Source organism: Robertmurraya beringensis, from assembly GCF_042433785.1.
GTDB lineage: Bacteria > Bacillota > Bacilli > Bacillales > Cytobacillaceae > Robertmurraya_A > Robertmurraya_A beringensis.
Genome location: NZ_JBHLUU010000032.1, coordinates 164,967 through 186,891, shown reverse-complemented (window position 1 = coordinate 186,891; position 21,925 = coordinate 164,967). Strand labels below are relative to the sequence as shown.

Below are 21,925 nucleotides of genomic sequence, written 5' to 3'. Positions count from 1 at the left end.
GAAGATAGAAAGTTCTTTTTCAAACAAAGGACCTAACCATTTTCACGGGAAGTGAGATAATTGAAACAACTTCTTCAATTTATTGCTGTTATTCTTACTGTTGTTTCGGCTATTTATCTATACTCATTGCAGCTTGGTGCCATCCCTTTCTTTCTATTGGCCTTTTTTTTCTTCTATTTAGCGGTCAGATTGTTTGTTAAGGAGAAAAAAAGGCAGAGAAACGAGGGCAAGTACTAAAAAGTTTGGTATCGATTAGATAGAACTAGCATAAAGGTTCATATTTTGTTTATAATGAAGAATATGCAATAATTGTGTACATATTTTATTTGTCGTGTTTTACATAGCGAAAGGAAGTGCAAATATTGAGTTTGAAACAAGTTACTCAAGAAGAATTGCAAGAAATGTCCTTAATTGAGATTGCGTTTGAATTGCTTAAGGAAAAGAAACAGCCGGTCTCTTTTAAAGAATTAATGGATGAAATTACAGAACTACGTGGATTAACAGAAGATGAAGTGAGAGCGAGAATTGCTCAATTTTATACAGATTTAAATATAGATGGACGCTTTATGACAATCGGTGAAAATCGCTGGGGTCTTCGCGTTTGGTATCCAGTTGACCAAACCGAAGAAGAACATGTAACAGCCGTGAAGCCGAAGAAGAAAAAGGCGAAGAAAGTGGTCGATGAGGACGAGGATCTTGACATTGAAGAGTATGACGAGTTAGAGGAAGAAGAGCTCGATTACGATGATGTGGATGATGACTTCGATGACGAAGACGACGATGATGATCTTGTAGATGATGACATTGATGAAGATTTAGAAGACGATGATGAAGACCTTCTCGAAGAGGATGAGGAATTCGATCTGGATGAAGATGAAGACGATGAAGACCTTGAAGAAGATGATTTTGATGATGAGGACGACGAGAAGCTTTAAGTCGAATTTTGTAGGATCTCGACTTGACTTTTTACAGAGCTGTAGGTAGAATACTTTTTGGGCTCCTTAAAAAGGAACAATCGAAACGTAATTTCACGCTCCCCTTGCTATTTCTAGCAGGAGGGGCGTTTTTATTTTTTATAGGTGTGAAAATCGGTCTTCAAAAATCGTTTTATCCCCTTGCCAATGTAATGGATTGATATTTAAAAAATATGTACAAACTTATTTAGAGGGGGATTACAGATGACAAAGTATATTTTCGTAACAGGTGGAGTGGTTTCTTCTTTAGGAAAAGGAATCACAGCAGCGTCTTTAGGACGATTATTAAAAAATCGCGGCTTAAGCGTAACGATCCAAAAATTTGATCCATATATTAACGTGGATCCAGGGACAATGAGTCCGTACCAACACGGTGAAGTATTCGTAACAGGTGATGGTGCTGAAACGGATCTTGACTTAGGTCACTACGAGCGTTTCATCGACATTAACCTTACCAAGTACAACAACGTGACAACTGGGAAAATTTACTCAACGGTATTAAAGAAAGAGCGCCGTGGAGATTATTTAGGTGGAACGGTACAGGTTATTCCGCATATCACAAACGAAATTAAAGAGCGCGTATTCCGTGCTGGTCGTGAAACAGGTGCGGACGTGGTTATCACGGAGATTGGTGGAACAGTTGGGGACATCGAATCACTACCATTCCTAGAAGCAATCCGCCAAATTAAGAGTGATATTGGTCGTGATAACGTAATGTATATTCACTGTACACTAATTCCTTACATTAAAGCAGCTGGTGAAATGAAAACAAAGCCAACTCAGCACAGTGTAAAAGAGCTTCGTAGCTTAGGAATTCAGCCAAACATTATCGTTGTTCGTACAGAAATGCCAGTATCGCAAGACATGAAGGACAAAATTGCTTTATTCTGTGATATCGATTCGAAAGCCGTTATTGAGTGCCAAGATGCAGACACATTGTATGCCGTACCAATCGCACTTCAAGAGCAAAAAATGGATCAAATCGTTTGTGATCACTTGAAGCTTCAAAGTCCAGAACCAGAAATGACTGAATGGTTAGCATTACTAGATAAAGTTCGCAATCTGTCAAAAACCACTCGTATAGCACTAGTTGGTAAATACGTGGAACTTCAAGATGCGTATATTTCTGTTGTGGAATCATTAAAGCATGCTGGATTTGCATTTGATTCAGATATTGATATTAAGTGGATTAACGCAGAAGAAGTAAATGAAGACAATGCACGTGAACTTCTTTCTGATGTGGATGGAATTCTTGTTCCTGGTGGTTTCGGGGATCGTGGTATTGAAGGGAAAATCACGACGATTAAATATGCTCGTGAAAACAAAGTACCTTTCCTTGGAATTTGTTTGGGTATGCAGTTGGCTTCTGTTGAATTTGCGCGTAATGTGCTTGGTCACGCTGATGCGAACTCTGCGGAAATTAACCCAGAAACAAAGTACCCAATCATTGACCTTCTACCAGAGCAAAAAGATATCGAAGATCTTGGTGGAACACTGCGCCTAGGTATCTTCCCATGTAAGCTGGAAGAAAACACAAAAGCATATGCTGCTTACAATGATGAAGTGGTGTACGAGCGTCACCGTCACCGTTATGAGTTCAACAACCAGTTCCGTCAAGAAATGGAGCAAGCAGGCTTCATCTTCTCTGGTACTAGTCCAGATGGTCGCTTAGTGGAAATCATTGAGCTTGCAGACCACCCATGGTTCGTTGCATCTCAATTCCACCCAGAATTTATCTCAAGACCAACAAGACCTCAACCATTGTTCAGAGATTTTGTTGAAGCTTCATTGAAGTCTAGAGACTAATATGGAAAGCCTCCCGCGGATGTTAACATCATTGTGGGTATATAAAAAAGTAAAACTCGCCATAGTAAAATTGGCGAGTTTATTTATTATGAATACAAAAACAAAATTTATATAAAACCTCACTCCTTTATAAATAAGATGTTTTGTCCTTAAGCAAGTACCCAGCATGAGTAAAATAAGCGGAGAATTTCCGGTTAGATGCAAAAAGGAGCCTGGTTTTGGGGTAAATAAGGGGAGGTTTTCCGCTTAAGCAAAGCAAAATCTCCTATTTTCGGTTTTTTTGAGCCAATAGGCGGAATCTCTCCGTTTATTTAAGCCTTTTTTAATAAGAATTACTAATTAAGCGGAATTTGTCCGTCTATTTATCAGCTCGGTTGCTTAACCTAACCTGTTCTCCAAAAGATAAGTGCGGACCCTTACGTGGTTCGTCTTGTGCCTGTCGGGGCTGACCAAGTCGCTTCCGCTTTTCTATCAGTACTCTTCCATAATTTCATCAATCGTAAATTTTAATCCATAATAAACGTATAGGGCGGCCATGGATGCGGGGTAGCCATAGCGGTTTCCTTCCTCATCGGGAAGCAGTCCTTTTTTTAATTGAAGGTCGATATGAGCGTGAGCGATATCATTCAGTGGTTCTCCCTCACCTTCATCTAAAGTAGCAACCGATACAAACGGAATTCCCTTTTCTTCAAGAGCTTTCCCAATAGCGACTGCGCGGTCATCGTGAGTGGTTCTAGCCAAAATCAGTACACGGTCAGCAACTGTCACCTGATCCAGTTGTGCCAAACCCTCAAGAACACGAGCGCGTTGTAAAGGTTCCTTGCTATGAATGGCTTCCGCTTGAACGGCAGTCAACTCGTCTGCAGCATAAATAAATATATGACCATCTCCAATAAGTGCTTGGGCAAGAAGTCTTGCGCCATCCTCGATGGAAAGGTCTTCTTTATCTTGGATTTTTTTTAATAATCCAGTCAGTTGGGTTGTGAACATTTTTAACATAAATGGCCTCCAAATCGTAATCTTCATATATTATAAAAGAAACGGACAAGGAAGGTAAAATCACAAACTGTAAAAATTTATATGATTTTGATGTAAAATGTTAGCAGGAGAAATTAAGTAGTGTATCGAACTACATGAAGGTGGATAGTCCTAATCGTTTATTTACATACAAAAAATTAAAAATCCAGAAAAAGAGGGTGGCTTTTCATGAAAGGCAAAATATTAATAGTAGATGACCAATTTGGTATAAGAATTCTGTTAAATGAAGTGCTTCAAAAGGAAGGCTACGAAACATTTCAAGCGGCAAATGGAGTACAAGCTTTAGAGATCGTGACGAAAAACCCGCCAGACCTTGTTTTACTAGATATGAAAATTCCTGGTATGGACGGAATTGAAATTTTAAAAAGAATGAAAGTCATTGAAAAAGATATTCGTGTCATCATTATGACTGCTTACGGAGAGCTAGATATGATTCAGGAAGCGAAGGATCTTGGAGCTCTCACTCATTTTGCCAAGCCATTTGATATTGATGATATTCGTGCAGCCGTAAAGAAGTATTTACCAGTAAAAAATAGTTGATTTCCACAAATTTTGGCAAAATATACAAATGGTAGCGATTGCATTTCATCTATTTTATGACATCCTCTAAAAGTGACCAAGATTGATAGCATTTCTAATTTTTATTTGGTATGATTACAAATGAATTTAGCGGATGATCAATCAAAGTCAGGGTCTCAAATTACATAACGTTAATTGTTTAGGGAAAACTCTAATAGGGAACCTGTCTATAAAAGGTCATCATGAATAGGAGGAAGAAGAATGCCTTTAGTATCTATGACAGACATGCTCAATAAAGCAAAAGCTGAAGGGTATGCAGTAGGACAATTCAACTTGAACAACCTTGAGTTCACACAAGCAATTTTACAAGCGGCTGAAGCAGAAAAGTCTCCAGTAATCCTTGGGGTTTCTGAAGGTGCAGCTCGTTACATGGGTGGCTTCAAAACAGTTGTAAAAATGGTAGAAGGTCTTTTAGAAGATTACAAAATCACTGTGCCTGTGGCTATCCACTTAGACCACGGTTCAAGCTTTGATAAATGTAAAGAAGCAATCGATGCTGGTTTTACATCAGTAATGATCGATGCATCTCACCATCCTTTCGAAGAGAATATCGAAACTACAACAAAAGTAGTTGAGTATGCTCATTCAAAAGGTGTTTCTGTTGAAGCTGAGCTTGGAACAGTTGGCGGACAAGAGGATGATGTTGTTGCTGAAGGTGTTATCTATGCTGATGTTCAAGAGTGTAAAGAACTAGTATCTCGTACTGGTATCGATTGCTTGGCTCCAGCACTTGGTTCTGTTCACGGTCCTTACAAAGGTGAACCTAACCTAGGCTTCAAAGAAATGGAAGAAATCGGTGCAGCTACTGGTGTACCATTAGTTCTACACGGTGGAACTGGAATCCCAACAGCTGACATCCAAAAGTCAATCTCTTTTGGAACAGCAAAAATTAATGTAAATACTGAGAACCAAATTGCTTCTGCAAAAACGGTTCGTGAAGTGTTAGCAGCGAAACCAGATGAATACGATCCACGTAAATACTTAGGACCAGCTCGCGATGCGATTAAAGAAACAGTTATCGGCAAAATGCGCGAATTCGGTTCTTCAGGTAGAGCGTAATCGAATTTATTTGCTTCATAAGTTGAAACCGCCTTTTCTTGAAAAGGGCGGTTTCAATTGTATTGATGTCATTTTGAAAAAAAAGTCGAATAATGTAATAGGGAGAGTGGAACAGGTGAAATTTTTTATTGATACAGCAAATATGGAAGAAATTAGAGAAGCGTATTCTTTAGGAGTTGTTGCAGGGGTTACAACAAATCCATCATTAGTTGCAAAAGAAAAAAATGTTTCATTTGAAGATCGTCTTCGTGAGATTACAGCATTAGTTCCAGGTTCGGTTAGTGCAGAAGTGATCGCGCTTGATGCAGAAGGTATGATTCGTGAAGGTCGCGAACTAGCTGCCATTGCTCCAAATATTACAATTAAAGTACCAATGACACCAGAAGGTTTAAAAGCGGTATCTACTTTTTCTAAGGAAGGCATCAAGACAAACGTAACATTAATTTTTAGTGCAAACCAAGCATTGCTAGCAGCAAGAGCTGGGGCTACATATGTATCTCCTTTTGTTGGTCGATTAGATGATATCGGTTTCAACGGTCTTGATTTAATCTCAACCATTGCAGATATTTTCGCGGTTCATGGGTTAGAAACAGAAATTATTGCTGCTTCGATCCGTCATCCTGGGCACGTGACAGATGCAGCTCTACGCGGGGCGCATATTGCTACGATACCATACAAAGTGATTATGCAATTATTCAATCATCCATTAACAGACAAAGGGATTGAAGCCTTTTTAGCTGATTGGAAAACTAGAGAGAATTAATAAGTGGGACATATTTCCTATTTATAACTTTTTTATAATTCCATACATGAAGTTTGAAATTTCGTGTAAACTATAAATTAAGGGTGGTATATGTCGTTTTTTGTATTTTTTTAGTGGAAGAATATACCTCGTATAGATTTATTGTAAAAGCATATATGGAAAAATAAAAAAGATGAGCCAAATCAGTACAAGATATAATACGTATTCTGTGTGAATTGATATGGCTTAGAAGGGAGTCAACGATGGATAAGCTGATGATTGCCGGTGGAGACCCTTTAAAGGGAACCGTTCGTATAAGTGGTGCCAAAAACAGTGCAGTCGCACTCATTCCAGCGACCATTTTAGCCGATTCACCAGTAACGATTGAAGGATTACCTGATATTTCCGATGTTCAGATTTTACAAGGGTTGCTCGAGGAGATCGGTGGGAAGGTCACTTTTACAAACAATGAAATGTGGGTGGATCCTTCTGAAATGATCTCTATGCCTTTGCCGAACGGAAAGGTCAAGAAGCTTCGTGCAAGCTATTATTTAATGGGTGCGATGCTAGGTCGTTTTAAAAAGGCTGTAATTGGCTTGCCTGGTGGCTGTCATTTAGGGCCAAGACCGATCGATCAACATATCAAAGGCTTTGAAGCACTAGGAGCGACCGTGACCAATGAACAGGGCGCGATCTATCTACGTGCGGACGAGCTTCGTGGAGCAAGAATTTACTTGGACGTGGTGAGCGTTGGTGCAACCATTAATATCATGCTTGCGGCTGTTCGTGCGAAAGGGCGTACGATCATTGAAAATGCGGCAAAAGAGCCGGAAATCATTGACGTGGCCACATTGCTCACAAATATGGGGGCAAAGATTAAAGGTGCCGGAACAGATGTTATTCGTATTGACGGAGTGGACGAGCTTCATGGCTGCCAGCATACGATTATTCCTGACCGAATTGAGGCAGGTACGTATTTAATTCTTGGTGCAGCGGTAGGAGACGGGCTGTTAATTGATAATATTATTCCTCAACACTTAGAGTCGTTAATTGCGAAGCTTCGTGAAATGGGTGTACCGATCGAAACAAGCGATGACCAAGTCTTTGTAGGAAAAGCCGAATCCTTTAAAGCAGTTGATATTAAAACCTTGGTTTATCCTGGCTTCCCAACCGACTTGCAGCAGCCATTAACCTCGTTGTTAACTAGCGCTGTTGGGACAAGCATGGTGACGGATACGATTTATGGAGCTCGCTTTAAGCATATCGATGAATTAAGAAGAATGAATGCCAACATCAAAGTCGAAGGTCGCTCAGCGATTATTCACGGACCTGTCAAACTTCAGGGAGCCAAAGTGAAGGCTAGTGATTTACGAGCGGGCGCAGCTTTAGTGATCGCCGGGTTGATGGCAGAAGGAGTTACAGAAGTAACAGGCCTTGAGCATATTGACCGTGGATACAGCCATCTTGTTGAAAAATTAAATGGACTTGGTGCAACCATTTGGCGTGAAGCGATGACAAAAGAAGAGCTAGAACAGCTGAAAAACGCATAACCTTTTAACAATAGATAAAGAAAAAATAGAAAGAAGGCAGACCTGCTTTCGTCTGCCTTTTTTAAAATTATCCTCCTTACTAATAACTTCCCTATAAAATAATGTTGATTAATAATTAATAAAAAGGGTAAAATAGAAATTGTTTTTTAAAAAGGCTTACATAGAAAAGCCTTGTCTTTATAGAATATGACTTTCTCTATCTCTTCTTATACTTCTAGAAAGCCTCAAACATTCAATCCTTTCCATCCATTTTATCGAACAAAATCATAAAGCTTGTGGTGGAACAACTTATTTTGTAAAAAGAGTGGTGTACTAATGGAGTTAACAATTTCAAGCCTGGAAAATATGAAGCTAAAAGAGCTTTATGAGCTAGCAAAGACCTTTAAAGTGTCTTATTATAGCAAGCTAACAAAAAAAGAACTTATTTTTGCCATTTTAAAAGCACGTGCGGAATCAGAAGGCTTTTTCTTTATGGAAGGTGTCCTTGAAATCATTCAGTCTGAAGGCTTCGGTTTTCTACGACCTATTAACTATTCCCCAAGTTCAGAGGATATTTATATTTCAGCCTCACAAATTAGACGTTTTGACCTGAGAAATGGTGATAAAGTATCTGGTAAAGTTCGTCCTCCAAAGGAAAACGAGCGTTATTTTGGGCTTTTACAGGTTGGTGCCGTTAACGGCGATGACCCGGAATCAGCAAAGGAACGTGTTCATTTCCCTGCGTTGACACCTTTATATCCTGATCGTCAAATGAAGCTTGAGACATCCCCAAAGCATGTGAGCACAAGAATTATGGACCTGATTTCTCCTGTTGGTTTTGGTCAGCGTGGATTGATCGTTGCTCCTCCAAAAGCAGGGAAAACGATGCTATTAAAGCAAATTGCTAATAGCATTACGACCAATCATCCAGAAGCAGAGCTGATTGTTCTGTTAATCGATGAGCGTCCGGAAGAGGTAACAGACATCGAGCGTTCAGTTGCTGGAGATGTGGTGAGCTCCACGTTTGACGAAGTGCCTGAAAATCATATTAAAGTGGCCGAGCTTGTGCTAGAGCGTGCGATGCGTCTTGTGGAGCATAAGCGCGATGTTATTATTCTTATGGATAGTATTACTCGTCTGGCTCGTGCGTACAATCTTGTCATTCCTCCAAGTGGACGTACGTTATCAGGGGGGATTGACCCTGCTGCTTTCCACCGTCCGAAGCGATTCTTCGGTGCGGCGCGTAACATTGAGGAAGGTGGAAGCTTAACCATCCTTGCAACAGCGCTTGTGGACACAGGATCTCGTATGGATGATGTGATCTATGAAGAATTTAAAGGAACCGGTAATATGGAGCTTCACCTGGATCGTGGTCTAGCTGAACGCCGTATTTTCCCTGCGATTGACATCCGTCGTTCAGGAACGCGTAAGGAAGAGCTACTTATTCCGAAGGATCATTTGGATAAGTTATGGGCGATCCGTAAATCAATGTCGGATACACCTGACTTTGTGGATAAATTTTTACGTAAGCTGAAGCAAACGAAGTCGAATGAAGAATTTTTTGCTAAGCTAGACGAAGAGATGAAAGCAAAAAGGAATTCATAGGAAATAAATCCCATGTTGCAAAACCATTCCCTGCTTGTTATAATAACATCAGTGTGTTTTTCCATTACACCAAGTGTGTATGAATAACTCTGTTTCGAACGACTCAGGGCAAAAGGAGATGAAAGGTAATGAGAGAAGGAATTCATCCTAACTATAAAAAAGTAACGGTATCTTGTGCATGTGGCAACACATTCGAAACTGGTTCAGTAAAGAAAGAACTTCGTATCGAAACTTGCTCAGAATGTCATCCATTCTACACAGGACGTCAAAAGTTTGCTGAAGCAGGCGGACGTGTTGACCGTTTCAACAAGAAATACGGAATCAAAGCTACAAACTAATAAGAAAAAGAAACAGGCAAGAAGATTTCAGACCTTGCCTGTTTTTTTATGAGGCTCTTTTCTAAACTTCATTGCTTTTGGAGATGGAAAATGCTTGATTGAGCTAAAATTCGTAGCAAAATGGACTCAAATTGTAAGAAAAGAGCTTGTATTCTTAATTTCAAGCGCAAAATAGTTTGTTTCCGCGTTAAAATCGGCTTTAGGATTTTAACGGCTATCTATGTGAAAACAGCCATTATGAAAATGAACGTACATAGTGAGACAGTGATAGGATAATTTATGTGAAAACTGTCTACTTTAAAATAGAGAGCGAAGCGGAAGGAGAGGCCGTTTATGTATGTAATGAAGCACCATGGTTGGGTAGAAGTGATTTGTGGTAGCATGTTCTCTGGGAAGTCAGAAGAACTGATTCGCCGCGTCAGAAGAGCCCAGTTTGCCAAACAAAACATTGCCGTTTTTAAACCGAAAATTGATAATAGATACAGCGATGAAGCTGTTGTCTCTCACAATGGCACATCGTTTATTGCGCGTCCAATTGCCCATTCAACAGAGATTTTTCAGCATATTGATCCTGAAATTGATTTGATTGCCATTGATGAAGTCCAATTTTTCGATGAGGAAGTAGTAAAAGTGATTCAGCACTTAGCGGATAGCGGTCATCGTGTGGTTGCTGCAGGTTTGGATCAAGACTTCCGTGGTGAGCCATTTACTGTCATGCCAGCATTAATGGCTATTGCCGAGCTAGTCACAAAGCTGCAAGCCGTATGTGCGGTTTGTGGATCACCTGCAAGTCGAACGCAAAGACTTATTAACGGAGAGCCAGCCTCCTACGATGATCCAATTATCTTGGTAGGTGCATCAGAAGCATACGAACCGCGCTGTCGCCACCACCATCAAGTTCCCAAATCACCAAATGTAATTGAACGAGCGGATTTTACACAGTCGAAATTATAAAATTTGTATCCACCCTATGTGTAGGGTGGATTTTTGGTTAAAAGAGCAACCGGAAATAATTAGCGAGAGTAATTTCAAAAGGCGATTGCAACACTATCCATAGGAGGTGTTGACAGTGAAAAGATGGCTTTTTATACTTTTGACGGTTTTGGTTTTAGCGGCTTGTAATAATAATCCGAAAGGCTTGTCTGATCAGCAGGAGGATCGTGCGGGAAGGTCGTTTGTTGCTAATAAAGATACTGGGCAGGATAATACCCAGTCAAGAGGGTGGCAACGAGGCGATCAAAATCCAAACTTTTTAAATACCGATGGTGGCCGAGTGGATTACGATGGTTATATTGATAAAGCGAGAGAAACGGTGAATGCAACCGATGAGTTCGAAGCAGGATCGATTTGGGTGAATGGAAATCGTCTGTGGGTGACCGCTTATAAAAAAGGGCAGATGTCACGTCAGGAACGAGTGGATGCCGAAGCGCGATTACACAAAAAACTCATCAAGGCTGTCCCACGTTATGAAATCGAGGTACAGGTCAAAGAAGACCGCTCATAACATGTCCCAAAGGGCATGTTATTTTTCTATGGGGAGGATGGTTTTGACGAGGTGTTTCACCTATACTATAATAGAAATGTTAAGCACTTATAGATTTTGCTTTTTGATTCGGAATAACTAGCGTGTAACCACGCGTGACTAATATAAGAGGTGAAGGACTTTGTTTGATCGTCTTCAATCAGTAGAAGATCGCTATGAAAGGCTGAACGAGCTTTTAAGTGACCCAGAGATCGTAAATGATTCTAAAAAATTACGCGAGTACTCGAAGGAGCAGTCAGATTTATCTGCAACTGTCGAAGCGTATCGTGAGTATAAAGATGTAAAAGAGCAGCTTCAAGACGCAAAAGCCATGCTTGAGGAAAAGCTTGATGCAGATATGCGTGAAATGGTAAAGGAAGAATTAAGTGAATTAGAAGACCGCATGGAAGAGCTTCAAGCTCGTCTACGTATCTTGTTGATTCCGAAGGACCCGAACGATGACAAAAACGTTATCATGGAAATTCGTGGAGCGGCTGGTGGAGATGAAGCTGCCTTATTCGCAGGTGACCTGTACCGTATGTATTCTAGATATGCGGAATCGCAAGGCTGGAAAACCGAAGTGATGGATGCTAACACGACGGGCGTTGGTGGCTATAAAGAAATCATTTTTATGATTAATGGTACCAGTGCTTACTCGAAGCTAAAGTTCGAAAACGGAGCTCACCGCGTACAGCGTGTTCCGGAAACTGAATCTGGCGGACGTATTCATACATCAACTGCAACGGTTGCTGTTTTACCAGAAGCAGAGGAACTAGAAGTAGAGATTCACGACAAAGATATTCGTACAGATACCTTCGCATCAAGTGGTGCGGGTGGACAGTCCGTTAATACAACGATGTCAGCCGTTCGTTTAACGCATATTCCAACAGGAGTTGTCGTTTCGTGTCAGGACGAGAAGTCACAAATTAAGAACAAGGAAAAGGCGATGAAGGTCCTTCGTGCCCGCGTGTACGATAAATTCCAACGTGAAGCACAAGCAGAGTACGACCAAGTTCGTAAATCGGCGGTTGGAACGGGTGACCGTTCTGAGCGTATCCGTACGTATAACTTCCCGCAAAACCGTGTGACTGACCACCGCATCGGGTTAACGATTCAAAAGCTTGATCAAATTTTACAAGGAAAGCTTGATGAAGTACTTGAAGCGTTAATTGTGGAAGAACAATCAAGAAAGCTTGAAGAAGCATCTAATGAGTAAAAAAGTGTTCGAAGCCCTCGCTTGGGCTTCTTCTTTTTTAAAGGAGCAAGGCCGCGACGAAAATGCCGGGGAATTATTGCTTCGTCATTATATGAATATGTCACGGTCATGCCTTTTGGCGAGTTTACATGATGTGGTCGAAGAAGCAATATGGGAGCAGTTTGTGGAGTCAGTAAAAAAGCATGGCGAGGGAATGCCTGTTCAATACATGATCGGTTATGAAGAGTTTTACGGCCGTCGTTTTTCCGTTAACCAAGAGGTGTTGATTCCAAGACCGGAAACCGAAGAGTTAGTGTATGGTGCATTAGATCGTATAAAAAGGTTGTTCGGTGAGGAGCAGGTTCAGTTGGTTGATATCGGAACCGGAAGTGGAGCAATCGCGATTACGATGAAGCTTGAGTGTCCTGCTTTACAGGTGACAGCGACGGATATTGCTGAAGCTTCCCTCGAAGTTGCTCGAAAAAATGCAGAAGAGCTGGGAGCTAAAGTGGAATTTTTACAAGGAGACCTGCTCTTGCCATTTATAGAGTCAGGAGCGAAGTTTGACGTGATTCTCTCTAACCCTCCATATATTCCACTTGGAGATGAGAAGGAAATGTCAGTCGTTGTGACAAAGCACGAACCACACCGAGCCTTATTTGCGGGAAAAGACGGCTTAGACTTGTATCGTCGCTTCATGAACGAACTTCCTCAAGTGATAAAAAACAAGGCACTAGTGGGATTTGAAATCGGAGCCGGACAATCCGAAGCAGTCAGTGGAATGCTCCGAGAAACATTCCCAACTGCATTGGTAGAGGTCGTATACGATATCAATGGTAAGGACCGAATGGTATTTGCAGAAATTGGATTTTAATTTGAAAATGACTCAACAGATGTTGCTGGTTGAGTCATTTATTATATGATAGAAAGAACTCTATTAAAACACGCTGTTGATTGGAGCGGAAGGTGCTTGACTCCTGGGGGATTAGCGGGACAGGTGAGACCCCGCAGGAGCGTAAGCGACGAGGAGGCTCACCGCCCGCCCCCCGGAAAGCAAGCGCCTGGAGCGGAAATCAACAGACTCAATTGTGTTCTATTAATTTTTTTTAATTTACTAGTTTAAGATGAACATCTCTTGTCCACACTGTTGATAGTGAAGGGATGGTGCTAGTAAATGAAAACAAAAACACTTGCGAAATTATATATAATCATCTTATCCATAGGAACTATATTAAGTCTATACATACCAAAAAATGAAGTCACCGCCAACGAAGCGATTGTCATTCCAAATGAAGCCATTCGCTTACGAATTCTAGCAAACAGTGACTTAGAAGTAGATCAAGAGCTTAAGCGAGAAGTTCGAGATGAAGTAAACGCAGCAATCACCGAATGGGTAGCAGAATTAACTTCCGTAGAAGCAGCCCGCGACTTAATTCAATCACGCTTACCAGAAATTAAGGCGATTGCAGAAGAAGTACTAGAAAAGAATGAGTCCGACCAAAGCGTAAAAACCGATTTCGGAAAAGTAGAGTTTCCAACGAAGTTATATGGTGAGTTCTTGTATCCAGCAGGTGAGTATGAAGCAGTATTGATCACACTTGGTGAAGGGGAAGGAGCCAACTGGTGGTGCGTGTTATTCCCTCCTCTATGTTTCCTTGATTTTTCAAACTCAGTAGCAGTTAAAGAAGGTGTGGATGAGGCAGAGAAGCAAGAGGAAAAAGTGGTGGAACAAAAAGTTGGAGCTAAAGAAGCAAAAGAGCCAGTGTTCGTAGAGGAAAAGAAGGATGAACAAGAAGTGGAAGTGAAGTTTTTCCTTGTAGAGCTTTGGGATAAGATCTTTTCATAAGAAGTGAGATGCAACTGTATTGGTTGCATCTTTTTCTATGGTGTAAAAATTGTCGGTTGTAATACAATCTCTAAGTGCAAAAAATTATCCCCAAATCTAGTTCTACTTTTTCTACCTTTTCATATTCATAGAGTAACAAGAAAAAAATAGAGGTGATTTGGGTGGAAACAATGGTTCGTTGTGCACAAGTAGAGGATGTAAAGAAACTAGTAAACTTTTTAGAGAAGGCTAACTTGGGAACAGATGGAGTAGAAGAGGCTGTGGATTATTTTCTTCTATTAGAAGACGAAGCTGGAAATATACAAGCAACTCTCGGAATTGAACCACATGGACCGGTCGGATTGTTACGATCTTTAGCGATCACATCACAGGCGAGTGAAAAGGAATTGCTGTTAATTTTTGAACAAATGCTCTTATTGGCAAGGGATAAACAGATGCAATCATTGTATTTAGCCACAAATAAAAAGGGATCTGTCCAATTTTTCGAGATGATGGGTTTTCAACAGGTGGAAAAGAAAGCGCTGCATGAAAAAATATTCGAGTCTGCTCATGTGCAACATATCTTAACTGTGGATAACTCGTTATTCATGGAGTTAAAACTGGATTAATCCACAAAGTTACCCACAAAATAGCAAATGTTGTACACAATTTGTGGATAAAACTTGAGTTATACACCATCTTCTTTTATACTTTCTTACGTATTACAAGAAAAATAGGGAGAAATACTCAAGGTGGAAAACATACAAACAAAGCTATGGTCAGTGGATAAAAATGTGGATAATCCAAAAAACTATCCACAAATCACACAGGCGGCATCACTTTTAAGAGAAAATGAAGTGGTTGCATTTCCTACGGAGACGGTATACGGACTCGGAGGAAATGCCCATTCGGATAAAGCAATTCAAAAAATATATGAAGCGAAGGGTCGTCCGAGCGATAATCCACTGATTATTCACATTGCTGACAGGGACCAACTGAATGAATTTGTTACACATATTCCAGAGAAAGCCACCAAACTAATGAACCAGTTTTGGCCAGGCCCGCTTACAATCATCTTTGAAAAAAAGAGCTCTGAGTTGTCACAGCTAGCAACAGCGGGTTTATCCACAGTGGCTGTAAGGATGCCCAATCATCCCGTTGCTCTAGCAGTGATTAAAGAAGCGGGAGTTCCTATTGCAGCGCCAAGCGCGAACAGTTCAGGAAAACCGAGTCCCACGAAAGCGTCACATGTGCTAGAGGATTTAAATGGAAGAATCGCTGGCATTGTGGACGGAGGAGCGACAGGAGTTGGGGTAGAATCAACCGTCATTGATTGTACAGAAGAGATTCCGATTATCCTACGGCCAGGCGGAGTGACAAGGGACGAGCTTGAGGAAGTAGTAGGTACGGTTCAAGTGGACCCAGCTCTTAAGGATCAGAACGAAGCACCAAAATCACCGGGCATGAAGTATCGTCATTATGCCCCAAAATCTCCTCTTTTTTTAGTAAAAGGAGACCGTGACAAACTTCAGCAACTGATTAATAAGGAAAAACTTGAAGGTCGAAAGGTTGGCGTGTTAACGACGAAAGAAAATGAGGGCTTTTATCAAGCAGATGAAGTGATTTTCTGTGGAACAAGAGAAAATCTTGCGACTGTGGCAAGCGCTTTATATGATGTGTTACGATCGTTCGATCAAAGAGAAGTAGATATCATCTTTAGTGAAATGTTTCCTTCTGCCGGTGTAGGAGAAGCGATTATGAACCGGTTGATGAAGGCGGCAGGAAACCAGATCATTGAATAAAGCGATTTTTTCATTCTAAACCCTTTTGGACGTGCATATGCTGAATTAGCAAGTCCAAGGGGGCGAAAGTATGTCATCAATGATTGGAGAAATGATCACACTAATAATAATGGCATTTGCACTAGGAATGGATGCATTTTCTGTGGGCTTGGGAATGGGAATGTTCAGGCTCGGGCTTCGGCAAATCTTAAAAATTGGAATCACCATCGGGTTATTCCATATTTGGATGCCGTTATTAGGAATGATCGCAGGAAGATTTTTGTCCGAGCAGTTCGGTGCATTTGCTGCTTATTGTGGCGGAGGCCTTTTAATTGTGTTAGGTTTGCAAATGCTATGGTCATGTTTTAGGGAAGACGACAGTTCATTTATCACTCCGGTAGGTTTTGGTTTACTTGTATTTGCATTAAGTGTGAGTCTTGATAGCTTTTCAGTCGGGTTGACACTGGGGATTTATGGTGCAAAAACAGTGCTAGTCCTAACTTGCTTCGGAATAGGTGCCACTATTTTAACTTGGTTAGGTCTTCTTGTAGGACGTAAAGTCCAAGGGTGGATTGGAACGTACAGTGAAGCGTTGGGAGGCACGATTTTGCTTGCCTTTGGGATTAAATTATTGTTACCATTCTAATTAAAATAGAACACATAGTGGAAAAGGGGTTTTCTTCATGAAAATGCCTTTTTTCGTTAGAAATCAGACTTTAGTAATAAGGAAATATGTCATATAATGAAGATGGAGGAGAGAATCATTATGATAAATGTATTGTTTGTATGTACAGGGAACACGTGCAGAAGTCCAATGGCGGAGGCTATTTTAAAAAGTAAAAACATACCCGGAGTGGAAGTTCGTTCTTCAGGTGTTTTTGCTATGAATGGAAGCGATGCATCTCCGCATGCAAAAAAAGTACTAGAATCTCAACAGATGGATCATAGCCATCAATCCTCTTTATTAACCGAACAGCAGGTAGAGTGGGCCACGTATATTTTAACGATGACAGCGGGTCATAAAGCGAATATTGTTGCCACATTCCCGTCATCACAAGTGAAAACCTTTACATTAAAGGAATTTGCTGGTGGATTTGGGGACGTGAGTGATCCTTATGGTGGATCTCTGTCTGTTTATCAACAAACCTTCGAAGAATTGAAAGAGCTGATTGAAAAAAGCTTACACAAATTATCGTAATACAACCAGGGGGAAGGCTTTATGGGGGAGAAAAGGGCATACAAGTTTGGACTTAGGAAGAAACTTGTATTATTTACTACGATTTTAGCAGTCATTACGTATACAACGAGTGCGATCTTTATTGATGTGTTATTTCCGATGATTCAGGACTTTATAGGGATGAAAAAAGCGGGCTTTTCTTTTATTACTTATTTAATGGGGATTATATGGTCTGGGATTCTAGCATTTTTAGCAGCGGGGTTTATCATTAAACCTCTTCAAAAGCTAGAAAGGGTCACATTAAAAGCAGCGCACGGAGACATTGGTGAGGATGTGGAGATTTCCAAATCGGATGATGAAATTCGCTCGTTAGGGGTCGCGTTTAATCATATGCTGTTTAATTTACGTGATATGGTTCAAACCATCGATGAGAACTTTAAGCAAACGAATGAGAAGGTCATTGCGATATCAAGGGAAAGTGCTATTGCATCAGAAAAAGCAGACATGATTGATCGAACGGTTAATGAAATCTCGCTTGGAGCAGAAAACTCAGCGGCAGCAACGCAAAATACAGCCAGTTCGATGGATGAGGTCACTCATATTGCCGAAGAAGTACAATTAACGGCACAGCAATCGCAAAAAATCTCCAATGAAATGGTTGAAGAGCTAGACGAGTCTAAGAAAGTGATTTTCTCGCTAGTATCAGGCATTCAAACGCTTGCTGAAGATAACAAGCAGTCACTTGTCTCAGTGAAAAAACTAGAGGAAAATGCGGCGCAAGTAGAACAAATTATTCAGTTGGTTGGAGATATCGCAGCCCAGACGAACCTTTTAGCTCTTAATGCATCGATTGAAGCGGCGCGAGCGGGTGAGCACGGAAAAGGCTTTGCGGTAGTAGCAGACGAAGTTCGTAAGCTTGCGGATGAGAGTGCAAAAGCAGTTCAAGGAATTTCTGAACTGATTCAAAATATACAGAGCGAAGTTCGTAATGTGGTGTCTCAAATAACAAACCAAGTACAAACAGCACTTGGACAAGCTGAAAAAGGCCATGCAACGAACCAAGCAATTGAAGAAATGACACGAACCGTCGTTCAAATGGCGTCAGCGGTAGAAAAGATCTCAACTCTTGTTGACCGACAAATGGAAGACATTCAGCATACTGCCACGCAATCACAGGAAGTAGCTGCGATTGCCGAAGAAACTTCAGCAGGTGCAATAGAGGTAGCAACCGCTGTAGGACAGCAAACAGAGGTCATTGAAAAAGTTGAGCGCTTGGCGCACGAATTGAATGATCAGGCAGTTAAACTTAAAGGTACGATTACTAGATTTAAGATGTAGGAGATAGGACTCTGCAAACGGATGCAGGGTCTTATTTTTTTAGACTGACTAGCTTTATCTTTATATAAGGTTATGTCAAAATAAAGATAGTTTTTACAAATGGGAGGCGTAACAATGAAGGTAGCAATTGCATCTGATCACGGTGGCGTAAATATTCGAGAAGAAATTAAAAGTCTTATGGACGAAATGGGCATTCAGTACGATGATTTTGGCTGTGAATGTGATACATCAGTCGATTATCCAGATTTTGCTTTGCCGGTTGCGCAAAAGGTGGCAAACGGGGAATACGATCGTGGAATCTTGATTTGTGGTACAGGAATCGGAATGAGCATTGCGGCAAACAAAGTAAACGGCATTCGCTGTGCTCTTGTTCATGACGTATTTAGTGCGAAGGCAACTCGTCAGCATAACGACAGCAATATGCTAGCGATGGGGGAAAGAGTCATCGGACCTGGGCTTGCACGGGAAATTGCCCTTGCCTGGCTTGAAACGGAATTTGAAGGCGGAAGACATGCCAACAGAATCGGTAAAATAAGCGATTATGAAAAAAGCAAGTAAGTTGATGGAGGGGTAACAAATGACAAGTGATTTGTCCATTTGGAAAAACCAGCTGGAAACGATTTTAGCAGATTTTTCGGACCAAGTAGTGTTAACGGACAAGCATGTTTTTGTGATTGGCTGTAGCACGAGCGAGGTGATTGGGAAGAAAATTGGTACAGCGGGAACAAATGAAGTGGCTGAGCTAATTTTTTCAAGTCTGCGAGAATTCAGTCAACAAACAGGTGTAGCTCTTGCTTTTCAGTGCTGTGAGCATTTAAATCGTGCCCTTGTTGTTGAACGAACAACTGCTGATCAAAAGGGTTGGGAGGAAGTATCTGTTGTTCCGGTTAGACAGGCTGGGGGAGCAATGGCTACATATGCCTATAATCATTTTTCTGAACCGGTAGTGGTTGAGTTTATACAAGCGGATGCGGGGATTGATATTGGAGATACTTTTATAGGGATGCATGTAAAGCATGTAGCGGTTCCGGTTCGAGCGTCGATTTCTGAGCTTGGCAGTGCACATGTAACACTGGCTCGCACACGTCCGAAGTTAATTGGAGGGGCTCGAGCAATATACGAACATTCGAAGGGTAATGAGTCTTGTTCATAAAGCTTTTGCAGATTTTGCAGAGGCTTTTTTCTTTCGATTAGCGAAAAATGTTGGAAAAAGACGAAAATAACGCTTTCAAAAATATTTTTTTCGTGCCTGTCATACTGAGAGTGTGTTAAGATGAAGTAGGAATTTTCAAAACTGCTATATAAATTAGTTTTTAACATATAAGGGGGATTACGGATGAAGCATTTAGCACAGCAAGATACGCAAGTTTTACAAGCTATTCAAGACGAATTAGGGCGTCAAAGAACAAAGATTGAACTAATTGCATCAGAAAACTTTGTAAGTGAAGCGGTAATGGAAGCGCAAGGATCTGTTTTAACAAACAAGTATGCAGAAGGCTACCCAGGCAAGCGTTATTATGGTGGCTGTGAGCATGTTGATGTGGTAGAAGACATCGCTCGTGACCGCGCAAAAGCAATCTTCGGTGCTGAGCATGTTAACGTACAACCTCACTCAGGTGCTCAAGCCAATATGGCAGTTTACTTTACGGCTCTTGAGCAAGGTGACACAGTTCTTGGGATGAACCTTTCTCACGGTGGTCACTTAACACACGGAAGCCCGGTTAACTTCAGTGGTGTTCAGTACAACTTCGTGGAATACGGAGTGGACGAGCAAACACAAACGATTAACTATGACATCGTTCGCGAAAAAGCATTAGAGCATAAGCCGAAAATGATCGTTGCTGGTGCTAGTGCGTACCCTCGTGCAATCGATTTTAAAAAGTTCAGAGAAATCGCTGATGAAGTGGGCGCTTACTTAATGGTGGATATGGCTCATATCGCTGGTTTAGTAGCAGCTGGCCTTCACCAAAATCCAGTTCCTTACGCTGATTTCGTAACAACAACTACACATAAAACATTACGTGGTCCTCGTGGTGGTATGATCCTTACGAGCGAAGAATGGGGTAAGAAAATCGACAAGTCGATCTTCCCTGGAATTCAAGGTGGTCCATTAATGCACGTTATCGCTGCAAAGGCTGTTGCTTTCGGTGAAGCCCTTCAAGACAGCTTCAAAGAATATGCAGCAAACATCATTTCTAACGCTAAGACTTTAGCTGAAAGTTTACAAAAAGAAGGAATCAATCTAGTATCTGGTGGAACAGACAACCACCTTCTATTAATCGATGTTCGTTCTTTAGGCTTAACGGGTAAAGTAGCTGAACACGTACTTGATGAAGTAGGAATCACAGTTAACAAAAACACGATTCCGTTTGAAACAGCAAGTCCATTCGTAACAAGTGGTATCCGTATCGGTACAGCAGCTGTTACTTCTCGCGGATTCGGTGCGGCTGAGATGGAAGAAATCGCAAGCATCATTAGCTTTACATTGAAAAACCATGAAGACGAAGCGAAGTTAGCAGAAGCAAGAGAGCGTGTATCTGCACTTACTAGCCGTTTCACTTTATATCCTGAAAGACAAATCTAATTTTGCTAGCCAGTCTGATATTTTCGGGCTGGCTTTTTACTTTGTCTAAGAATTGTAATATCCAATTTTTGTTCGAGGTTGCCCACGGGAAGTTTTTTCTGTAAAATTAGACGAAGTGTTTATGAATCGAGTTAGAAAAGGAGAGATGCTAGATGGCAAAGGTATATGTGTTTGATCATCCCCTCATTCAGCATAAGCTTACATACATCCGCGAAAAAAATACAGGAACTAAGGACTTCCGTGAGCTAGTAGATGAAGTTGCAACATTAATGGCGTTCGAAATTACTCGTGACATGCCGTTAGAGGAAATCGAAATCGATACACCAGTAAGCACAATGAAATCAAATGTGTTATCTGGGAAGAAAATAGGAATTGTGCCTATTTTACGTGCGGGAATTGGAATGGTAGATGGAATCTTAAAGCTTATCCCTGCAGCAAAGGTTGGTCATATCGGTCTGTATCGTGACCCAGAAACATTGATGCCAGTTGAATACTACGTTAAGTTACCAAGCGACGTAGAAGAGCGCGACTTCATCGTAGTTGACCCAATGCTTGCAACAGGTGGTTCAGCGATTGAAGCGATCCACTCATTGAAAAAGCGTGGCGCGAAGAATATTAAATTCATGTGCCTAATCGCAGCACCAGAAGGCGTGGACGCTCTTAAAGAAGCGCACTCGGATGTAGATATCTATATCGCAGCACTAGACGAAAAATTAAACGACCACGGCTACATCGTCCCTGGACTAGGTGACGCTGGTGACCGTTTATTTGGAACGAAGTAAGAGATGAAGCTAACCGCTTGGGCGGTTAGCTTTTTTGTATGGAGTAGTTGA

At 41.1% G+C, this 21,925-nt stretch carries 24 protein-coding genes; 23 read left to right on the top strand and 1 reads right to left on the bottom strand.

Features of this window, described 5'->3' with window-relative positions; genetic code table 11:
• The first annotated feature begins 60 nt into the window (after nucleotides 1-60).
• The 3 genes from ACFFHF_RS11490 (at nucleotide 61) to pyrG (ending at nucleotide 2,780) form a co-directional block, all read left to right on the top strand.
• A complete protein-coding gene (locus ACFFHF_RS11490; protein ID WP_377058190.1) occupies nucleotides 61-237 on the top strand; it encodes a hypothetical protein in 177 nt (58 codons plus the stop codon).
• A gap of 125 nt (nucleotides 238-362) precedes the next feature.
• Nucleotides 363-935, top strand: a complete 573-nt coding sequence (rpoE, locus tag ACFFHF_RS11485) for a DNA-directed RNA polymerase subunit delta (protein ID WP_377058189.1) — start codon at nucleotides 363-365, stop codon at nucleotides 933-935.
• A 243-nt stretch (nucleotides 936-1,178) separates the two neighbouring features.
• Nucleotides 1,179-2,780: a CTP synthase gene (gene pyrG, locus ACFFHF_RS11480; RefSeq protein ID WP_377058188.1), complete on the top strand. Its 1,602-nt coding sequence runs from the start codon at nucleotides 1,179-1,181 to the stop codon at nucleotides 2,778-2,780.
• 471 nt (nucleotides 2,781-3,251) lie between these two features.
• Here pyrG and ACFFHF_RS11475 read toward each other — a convergent pair whose 3' ends face one another.
• Entirely contained in the window at nucleotides 3,252-3,779 is a 528-nt protein-coding gene (locus ACFFHF_RS11475; protein ID WP_340905958.1) for a DUF2529 domain-containing protein, read from the bottom strand.
• Between the two features lie 207 nt (nucleotides 3,780-3,986).
• Between ACFFHF_RS11475 and ACFFHF_RS11470 the strand changes: the two genes are divergently transcribed.
• The 20 genes from ACFFHF_RS11470 to upp all read left to right on the top strand — a co-directional run bounded on the left by ACFFHF_RS11470 (nucleotide 3,987) and on the right by upp (nucleotide 21,874).
• Nucleotides 3,987-4,358: a response regulator gene (locus ACFFHF_RS11470; RefSeq protein ID WP_119710273.1), complete on the top strand. Its 372-nt coding sequence runs from the start codon at nucleotides 3,987-3,989 to the stop codon at nucleotides 4,356-4,358.
• 240 nt (nucleotides 4,359-4,598) lie between these two features.
• Nucleotides 4,599-5,456, top strand: a complete 858-nt coding sequence (locus ACFFHF_RS11465; RefSeq protein WP_160545874.1) for a class II fructose-bisphosphate aldolase — start codon at nucleotides 4,599-4,601, stop codon at nucleotides 5,454-5,456.
• Nucleotides 5,457-5,571: 115 nt separating this feature from the next.
• Entirely contained in the window at nucleotides 5,572-6,219 is a 648-nt protein-coding gene (fsa, locus tag ACFFHF_RS11460) for a fructose-6-phosphate aldolase (RefSeq protein ID WP_377058187.1), read from the top strand.
• Nucleotides 6,220-6,461: 242 nt separating this feature from the next.
• A complete protein-coding gene (gene murA, locus ACFFHF_RS11455) occupies nucleotides 6,462-7,748 on the top strand; it encodes a UDP-N-acetylglucosamine 1-carboxyvinyltransferase (protein WP_160545873.1) in 1,287 nt (428 codons plus the stop codon).
• A gap of 315 nt (nucleotides 7,749-8,063) precedes the next feature.
• Nucleotides 8,064-9,332 (top strand): transcription termination factor Rho, encoded by a 1,269-nt coding sequence (gene rho / locus ACFFHF_RS11450; protein ID WP_160545872.1) that lies wholly within the window; start codon nucleotides 8,064-8,066, stop codon nucleotides 9,330-9,332.
• Between the two features lie 128 nt (nucleotides 9,333-9,460).
• Nucleotides 9,461-9,670: a 50S ribosomal protein L31 gene (rpmE, locus tag ACFFHF_RS11445; RefSeq protein ID WP_119710269.1), complete on the top strand. Its 210-nt coding sequence runs from the start codon at nucleotides 9,461-9,463 to the stop codon at nucleotides 9,668-9,670.
• A 333-nt stretch (nucleotides 9,671-10,003) separates the two neighbouring features.
• Nucleotides 10,004-10,624: a thymidine kinase gene (locus ACFFHF_RS11440; protein ID WP_160545871.1), complete on the top strand. Its 621-nt coding sequence runs from the start codon at nucleotides 10,004-10,006 to the stop codon at nucleotides 10,622-10,624.
• Nucleotides 10,625-10,739: 115 nt separating this feature from the next.
• Nucleotides 10,740-11,174 carry a fimbrillin family protein gene (locus tag ACFFHF_RS11435; protein ID WP_160545870.1) on the top strand — a complete coding sequence of 145 codons (435 nt, stop codon included), beginning with the start codon at nucleotides 10,740-10,742 and terminating at the stop codon, nucleotides 11,172-11,174.
• Nucleotides 11,175-11,334: 160 nt separating this feature from the next.
• A complete protein-coding gene (gene prfA, locus ACFFHF_RS11430) occupies nucleotides 11,335-12,408 on the top strand; it encodes a peptide chain release factor 1 (protein WP_340905952.1) in 1,074 nt (357 codons plus the stop codon).
• Nucleotides 12,401-13,261: a peptide chain release factor N(5)-glutamine methyltransferase gene (gene prmC / locus ACFFHF_RS11425; protein ID WP_377058186.1), complete on the top strand. Its 861-nt coding sequence runs from the start codon at nucleotides 12,401-12,403 to the stop codon at nucleotides 13,259-13,261. The genes prfA and prmC overlap by 8 nt, the downstream gene beginning before the upstream one ends.
• Before the next feature lie 300 nt (nucleotides 13,262-13,561).
• The gene (spoIIR, locus tag ACFFHF_RS11420) at nucleotides 13,562-14,233 is read left to right on the top strand and encodes a stage II sporulation protein R (protein WP_377058185.1); all 672 of its coding nucleotides are present in this window, start codon (nucleotides 13,562-13,564) and stop codon (nucleotides 14,231-14,233) included.
• A 170-nt stretch (nucleotides 14,234-14,403) separates the two neighbouring features.
• Nucleotides 14,404-14,841, top strand: coding sequence for a GNAT family N-acetyltransferase (locus ACFFHF_RS11415; protein WP_160545975.1), 438 nt, complete (start codon nucleotides 14,404-14,406; stop codon nucleotides 14,839-14,841).
• Between the two features lie 132 nt (nucleotides 14,842-14,973).
• On the top strand, nucleotides 14,974-16,014 hold the full coding sequence (locus ACFFHF_RS11410; protein ID WP_377058212.1) for an L-threonylcarbamoyladenylate synthase: 1,041 nt from the start codon (nucleotides 14,974-14,976) through the stop codon (nucleotides 16,012-16,014).
• 70 nt (nucleotides 16,015-16,084) lie between these two features.
• Complete coding sequence (locus ACFFHF_RS11405; RefSeq protein WP_377058184.1) at nucleotides 16,085-16,639, top strand: manganese efflux pump MntP; 555 nt, start codon at nucleotides 16,085-16,087, stop codon at nucleotides 16,637-16,639.
• Nucleotides 16,640-16,759: 120 nt separating this feature from the next.
• On the top strand, nucleotides 16,760-17,191 hold the full coding sequence (locus ACFFHF_RS11400) for a low molecular weight protein arginine phosphatase (RefSeq protein WP_160545865.1): 432 nt from the start codon (nucleotides 16,760-16,762) through the stop codon (nucleotides 17,189-17,191).
• 21 nt (nucleotides 17,192-17,212) lie between these two features.
• Nucleotides 17,213-18,508, top strand: coding sequence for a methyl-accepting chemotaxis protein (locus tag ACFFHF_RS11395; RefSeq protein WP_377058183.1), 1,296 nt, complete (start codon nucleotides 17,213-17,215; stop codon nucleotides 18,506-18,508).
• A gap of 114 nt (nucleotides 18,509-18,622) precedes the next feature.
• The gene (gene rpiB / locus ACFFHF_RS11390; RefSeq protein ID WP_340905943.1) at nucleotides 18,623-19,066 is read left to right on the top strand and encodes a ribose 5-phosphate isomerase B; all 444 of its coding nucleotides are present in this window, start codon (nucleotides 18,623-18,625) and stop codon (nucleotides 19,064-19,066) included.
• Nucleotides 19,067-19,085: 19 nt separating this feature from the next.
• Entirely contained in the window at nucleotides 19,086-19,661 is a 576-nt protein-coding gene (locus ACFFHF_RS11385) for a TIGR01440 family protein (RefSeq protein ID WP_160545862.1), read from the top strand.
• A gap of 183 nt (nucleotides 19,662-19,844) precedes the next feature.
• Nucleotides 19,845-21,092: a serine hydroxymethyltransferase gene (glyA, locus tag ACFFHF_RS11380; RefSeq protein WP_160545861.1), complete on the top strand. Its 1,248-nt coding sequence runs from the start codon at nucleotides 19,845-19,847 to the stop codon at nucleotides 21,090-21,092.
• Between the two features lie 152 nt (nucleotides 21,093-21,244).
• On the top strand, nucleotides 21,245-21,874 hold the full coding sequence (upp, locus tag ACFFHF_RS11375; protein ID WP_160545860.1) for a uracil phosphoribosyltransferase: 630 nt from the start codon (nucleotides 21,245-21,247) through the stop codon (nucleotides 21,872-21,874).
• The last annotated feature ends 51 nt before the right edge of the window (nucleotides 21,875-21,925 follow it).